At 59.7% G+C, this 6190-nt stretch carries 6 protein-coding genes; 5 read left to right on the forward strand and 1 reads right to left on the reverse strand.

Going from position 1 to position 6190, the window contains the following annotated elements:
• Window positions 1-14 precede the first annotated feature (14 nt).
• From BM399_RS19495 to BM399_RS19515, 5 genes are all read left to right on the forward strand, one after another.
• Entirely contained in the window at window positions 15-836 is an 822-nt protein-coding gene (locus tag BM399_RS19495) for an ABC transporter permease (protein ID WP_092869443.1), read from the forward strand.
• Window positions 833-1609 carry an ABC transporter ATP-binding protein gene (locus BM399_RS19500; protein ID WP_092869486.1) on the forward strand — a complete coding sequence of 259 codons (777 nt, stop codon included), beginning with the start codon at window positions 833-835 and terminating at the stop codon, window positions 1607-1609. Before BM399_RS19495 ends, BM399_RS19500 begins: the two co-directional genes overlap by 4 nt.
• Before the next feature lie 97 nt (window positions 1610-1706).
• Complete coding sequence (locus tag BM399_RS19505; protein WP_092869444.1) at window positions 1707-3107, forward strand: selenium-binding protein SBP56-related protein; 1401 nt, start codon at window positions 1707-1709, stop codon at window positions 3105-3107.
• 6 nt (window positions 3108-3113) lie between these two features.
• Window positions 3114-3773 (forward strand): hypothetical protein, encoded by a 660-nt coding sequence (locus BM399_RS19510; protein WP_092869487.1) that lies wholly within the window; start codon window positions 3114-3116, stop codon window positions 3771-3773.
• 218 nt (window positions 3774-3991) lie between these two features.
• Window positions 3992-4876 carry a glycosyltransferase family 2 protein gene (locus BM399_RS19515; RefSeq protein ID WP_143117876.1) on the forward strand — a complete coding sequence of 295 codons (885 nt, stop codon included), beginning with the start codon at window positions 3992-3994 and terminating at the stop codon, window positions 4874-4876.
• A gap of 37 nt (window positions 4877-4913) precedes the next feature.
• On the opposite strand, the gene BM399_RS19520 is transcribed toward BM399_RS19515, so the two are convergent.
• Complete coding sequence (locus BM399_RS19520; protein WP_244531385.1) at window positions 4914-6188, reverse strand: mannose-1-phosphate guanylyltransferase/mannose-6-phosphate isomerase; 1275 nt, start codon at window positions 6186-6188, stop codon at window positions 4914-4916.
• Window positions 6189-6190 lie beyond the last annotated feature (2 nt).

The following is a 6190-nucleotide window of genomic DNA, read 5'->3' on the forward strand; positions in this document are numbered from 1 at the left end:
CAGATCCGATTCCGATGGCCCGCTTACTCAACACGAAACCGTCCCAAGGGCTGACGATTGCCCTCGGGGCGGCCCCCTTCATCGCCGTCGCGAGCGTTTACGCGTTCGCGTCGGCGGAACGGCTGCTCGTCAATGCACGCGACAATCTCCTGCCATCGCTCACGACGATGCTCGGCGGACTTCAACGCGTCGGCTTCGAGCCGGATCCGATCTCGGGTCACCTTGTCATTGTGGCCGACACGCTAGCGAGCCTCGAACGGCTGGGCCTAGGGCTCGGCATCGCCGCCATTATCGGTCTGTGCATTGGCATCGCCGTCGGCCTGATACCCCTTGCGCGCGCGACGCTTGCACCGTTCATCGCTGTGCTTTCGATCATTCCGCCGATTACGCTTCTGCCCATATTGTTCATCGCTTTCGGCTTGGGCGACGTCTCGAAAATCATCCTGATCGTGATAGGCATCGCGCCGTTTATTGCGAGGGACATCGCCGCGCGGACCCAAGAAATACCAAAGGAAATGCTGATCAAGGCGCAGACGCTCTACGGATCGACATGGCTGATCACGCTCCACATCGTGCTGCCGCAAATCTTTCCGCGCCTTCTCGAAAGCATTCGTCTGAGCCTCGGGCCGGCATGGCTCTTCGTGCTGTCCGGAGAGGCAATCGCGGCGCAAAGCGGCCTTGGATACCGCATCTTTCTCGTCCGGCGATATATGGCGATGGACGTCATCATCCCTTACGTTATCTGGATCGGCCTATTGGCCTTCACGCTCGATCTTGCGCTAAGGTGGGGGGCGAAGCGGCTCTCACCATGGTCACAACCTGGAAGCACAAGATGAGCCAGATTTCCGTCCGCAATCTGAACGTCGTCATCGACGGCCATCCCGTCCTCTCCGGCGTAAATCTCGACGTCGCGAGCGGCGAGTTCTGCGTGGTTACCGGCCCGTCGGGAAGCGGAAAGACGACGTTTATCCGTTTGCTTCTCAGCCAGTTGCAACCCAGCGCCGGAGAAATCACGATTGACGGCGCTCCGATCTCTCCCTTCCCCGCACCCGATCGCGGCGTCGTCTTCCAGGACTATTCGGTCTTCCCCCACAAGACTGCGTTGCAAAACGTGCTTGTCGGGCCGCAGTTCAAACGCTCACGGTTTCTCGGCCGCGTCTTCGGTGAAGAACGCAAGAAGCTCATTGAGGAGGCTAAGCAAGCACTTGTGGACGTTGGGCTCGAACAGGCCGCATCGAAATACCCGAGCCAACTGTCGGGCGGAATGCGCCAGCGTTTAGCTATCGCTCAAGCTCTCATCAGCCGTCCGAAAGTATTGCTGCTTGATGAGCCTTTCGGCGCGCTGGATCCCGAAACGCGTGCACAACTGCACCGCGTCGTTCTCCGGCTTTGGCGTGAAAGCCGCACGACGATCGTCATGGTGACGCACGATCTTGCGGAGGCTCACACGCTCGCAACCCGGCTCGTAACTTTTGGATTTGCCAAGGGTGGCGGAGGAACGATCACTGCTGATGGATCTCTTGAATCAGCGTCCGCCGTCGTGACATCTTTTACGAATAAGAGAAGCAGCAGCCAAACAACGCGGCAGAAAAAGCGCAAATACCGCTAATTCAAAACGGCATGTCTCCCGCGTCTACCGCTGACCCATAGCAAACATTTGCGCTCACATGCGCGCGGGAAGACGACCAACGGAACGGAGATGAGTAATGGTCCAGAGACCCGATCCAACCTTTCACGCATCTCCGAAGCTCGCAAGCGAAGCTCCGCCTGAGAAGTTCGCCTACACGCTGCTTCTCAGTCCGGATTTTTCGAAGCCCGACGCGCTCGCCATTGTCGACGTCGATCCCTCGTCTGCCCAGTATGGAAAAATCGTACACACGGTGACGATGCCGAACAAAGGCGACGAGTTCCACCATTTTGGATGGAACGCATGCTCGTCGGCTCTGTCGCCGCTCACTGGCCACGCATTCCTCGAGAGACGATACCTGATCATCCCGGGGCTCCGATCGTCGCGGCTTTACATCATCGATACCAAGCCGCACCCAACCCAGGCAAAAATTCACAAGATCATCGAGCCGGAAGAGATCTTCCACAAAACCGGATATTCGCGCCCTCATACCGTGCATTGCGGACCGGATGGCATTTACGTCAGCACCCTTGGCGGCGCAGGTCCCGACGGCACCGACGGACCGCCAGGAATCTTCATCCTCGACTGCGAGACCTTCGACGTGCTCGGCCGTTGGGAAATTGATCGCGGACCGCAGCTTCTACATTATGACTTCTGGTGGAACCTTCCACGCGACTACATGGTGAGCAGTGAGTGGGGCCTGCCGCCGCAATTTGAAAACGGCATCGTTCCAGAAGACCTGCTCGCCAACAAATACGGCCATCACGTTCACTTCTGGAATTTGCGCGCCCGCCGCAACGTTCAAACCATCGATCTCGGCGCCAACCATCAAATGGCGCTCGAAGTGCGCCCAGCCCATGATCCTGCGCGCGAATATGGCTTCCTCGGCGTCGTCGTCGATACCACGAACCTCGAGGGATCGATCTGGACATGGTGGCGGGAAGGCTCGGAATTCCGCATCGAGAAAACGGCGACGATTCCGGCTGAACCGGCCGATCCGTCATTGCTGCCGCCGCTTCTGAAAGGCTTTGGCGCGGTTCCCCCGTTGATCACGGACATCGATCTCTCGCTGGATGATAAATTTCTCTATGTCGCCTGCTGGGGCACTGGCGAGCTTCGCCAGTATGATGTCACCACCCCGCGCAAACCGAAACTTGTCGGCAGTCTCCACGCCGGTGGCATTGCCCGGAAAGCCGCTTTGCCCGATGGGACAGCCTTCGCCGGCGGCCCGCAAATGCTCGAAATCAGTCGCGACGGAAAACGCGTCTACGTAACAAACTCGCTCTATTCGACGTGGGATGATCAATTCTATCCGGAGGGTGTGCCGGGAGCCATGGCGCTCGTCAACGTCAATCCAGCGGGCGGCGTCGCCTTCGATAAGACATTCCGGGTCGAAGTTCCCGACGGATATCGGACGCACCAGGTGCGGCTCGAGGGCGGCGATTGCTCAACCGACTCGTTCTGCTATTCCTCGGCTTGATTGACGATGGATGACGGCTGGAACACCGCACTCTGGCTCGCGGTTATTGCGAGCGGAGTTTATCACGGGCTCAACCCCGGCATGGGTTGGCCGCTCGCGGTGGCCGCCGGATTGATGGAACGCCGCCCATCGGCACTCTTTGGCGCACTGGCGCCACTCGCCGGCGGCCATTTCCTCGCGATGGGCGTCATTCTATTGCCCTTCGGCATGTTGACGGCTCTGCAGTATTGGAACCACGAGATCCGCCTCGCGGCCGCCTTGATCGTGATCGGCGTTGGCATTCTGTTGTACGGCTATCGCCGGCACCCGCGGATACTCGCCCGCATCCCGCCGGCAGAGCTCGGTCTCTGGTCTTTTGCCATCGCAGTTGCTCATGGGGCCGGCTTGATGCTGGTCCCGATGTATCTCGGGCTCTGCACGACGAAGCCGTCGTCACTGATGGACCACGACGGCGCGATGTCGATCGTTGCGAACAACCTTGGCTTGGCGATCCTCGTCTCGGCCGTGCACGCCGTCGCCATGATCGCCGCCGGCGGAGCCGTCGCATGGGGCGTCTATCGCTATTTCGGCTTGCAGATTCTCTCCAAAGCCTGGATCAACCTCGACACCTTTTGGGCCGGAAGCCTGGTCGCAGTAGGGCTTCTCGCCGTCGCCGGATCCATGTGAGGCGATCGCTCAACGTTGCACCAATTTTGAAGCAACGAGATCCCAACCGGTCCTTAAGATTGATGCCATTTATTAAGCGCGCGGCACATTCCGCGACGGCCAACGACATCTTCAGCTAACTTGTCGGTCGTTATGCCTAGTGGCAACGAACTATGCTTGAGTTAGGTTGAAGCAGATCTCGCAGACCTCATATCTTTGCCAGCGTGACGGAAAAGCTGATGATGGCAAACGATGCACCGCAAGCGGTTCTTCTTACGCTTCTCGTCTGCACTTTGGGCCGCGTGAAGCCGCTCGAGCGTCTGTTGCGCTCATTGAACGTGCAGACGCGCAAGAACTTTGAAGTCATTATCGTCGATCAAAACCCCGAAGGATTTCTGGACGCGACGATCCAGAAATTTCCCGCGCTCCGCATAAAACATTTGCGTTCGCGGCCAGGCCTTTCAAGGGCAAGGAACGTCGGCCTCGCAGCAAGTTCCGGCCGATATGTCGGGTTTCCCGACGATGACGTCTGGTATCGGCCGACGGTGGTCGAAGAAGTTCTGGACACCTTCCGGAGGAATTCGAAGCTCAACATCATCACGGGCCGGTCCATCGATCTCGAAGGACACGACGTAACAGTCATGCTGACCGAGGAAGCACTGATAACGCGCGAAAACATTTTCGAGGCCGGCAACTCCAATACGATTTTCATCGAACGCATGCTCGCTCAATCACTGAACTTCGATGAAGGGCTGGGCCTCGGCGCAGCGAGCGACTTCCAATCGGGCGAAGAAACGGACTTTCTGTTGCGGGCCCTCGGGAAGGGAGCTGCCGGATGGTACTTTCCGGAACTCACGATATACCATGACCCGATCGATGATGGCGCCCCTATTGCGGAGAGAGCGCGCCGAACCACAGCTTATGGGCGAGGCTTCGGCTACCTCATTCGCAAGTATCGCTACCCGCCGCCCTACATTCTAGGAAAAATTGCGAAAACCTCTCTCCGAGGCGCTTGGTGCTTGGCGACCGGTGATTTCGCGGGGGCGCGCCTAAGAATAGCTTGGGCAAACGGGGTCCTCTATGGCTACAGCCGAGGCAGACCCGCATTCCCAGTTCAAAAGTAAGGGCCCGCATTCCGGGATCCTGTCGCCACCACGCCCGTCACTTCGTCTCTTCGGGCTGGCGATGGTAGATGTCGTCGGTGCGCATGATGTCGTCCTCGCCGAGGTACGAGCCGATCTGCACTTCGATGATTTCAACCGGCACCTTGCCGGGATTTTGCAGCCGGTGCCATTGCGTCGCGAAAATGTAGACGCTCTCGTTCTCGCGCACGAGCTGCTCCTTCTCGCCGATCGACACCTGCGCCGTCCCCTGCACAACGATCCAATGCTCCGACCGGTGATGATGCATTTGCATTGACAGCATGCCGCCGGGCTTCACATGCAACAGCTTCACCTGAAACCGCGGCCCGATGTTGAGCGTCTCGAAGTAACCCCACGGCCGGTAGTTTCTGAGGTGCTGCTCCTGCTCCTTGCGGTTCGATTGCTTCAGCCGCTGCACGATCTTGGAAACATCCTGCGTGCGACTCTTGTCCGCGACGAGCAGCGCGTCCGGCGTGTTGACGATGATGAGATCGTTGACGCCGATCGTCGAGACCAGCGCGCGCTCGGAATGCACGTAGCAATCCGACGTATCCTCGAGCACCGCTTCGCCCTTGATGAAGTTGCCCTTGTCGTCGCGAGGCGCGATGTCCCACAGCGACGACCATGAGCCGACGTCGTTCCAGCCGACGTCCATCGGCAGGATCGCCGCCGCCCGCGTCTTCTCCATCACCGCGTAATCGATCGAAATGTTGGGCGACGCCGCGAAGCCGGCGCGATCGAGGCGCAGGAAACCGAGGTCTTCCGTCGCCCCCGCCAGCGCCGCCCGCGCCGCCGCGAGGATTTTCGGCTCCAGCCGCTCGATCTCGGCGAGATACGTCTTGGCGTTGAGCGCGAAGATACCGCTGTTCCAGAAATAGCCGCCATCGGCGAGATAGCGCTCCGCCGTGACGCGATCGGGCTTTTCCGCAAAGCTCTCGACGGCGAACGCATGACCGTCGAAGCCCGCGAGCGCCGCGCCGCGCTTGATGTAACCGTAACCCGTATGCGGTTCCGTCGGCTTGATGCCGAAGAGGACGAGCTTGCCCGTCGCCGCAACCTCCGCCGCGCGCCGGATGTTCTTGGCGAACGCCGCGCCGTCTTCGATGACGTGATCGGACGGCATGACCGCGAGAACGGCGTCCGGATTGTCGGCAAGCGCAATCAGCGCCGCGACCGCGATGGCCGGCGCCGTGTTGCGCGCGATCGGCTCAAGCACGATGGCGCGCGGCTCGAGGCCGGCGCGTTCCAACTCCTCGCGCACCAGAAACCGGTGATCGTTGTTGCAGAGGAGGATCG

The sequence above is a fragment of the Hyphomicrobium facile genome (assembly GCF_900116175.1).
In the GTDB taxonomy this organism is placed as follows: Bacteria; Pseudomonadota; Alphaproteobacteria; order Rhizobiales; family Hyphomicrobiaceae; genus Hyphomicrobium_B; species Hyphomicrobium_B facile.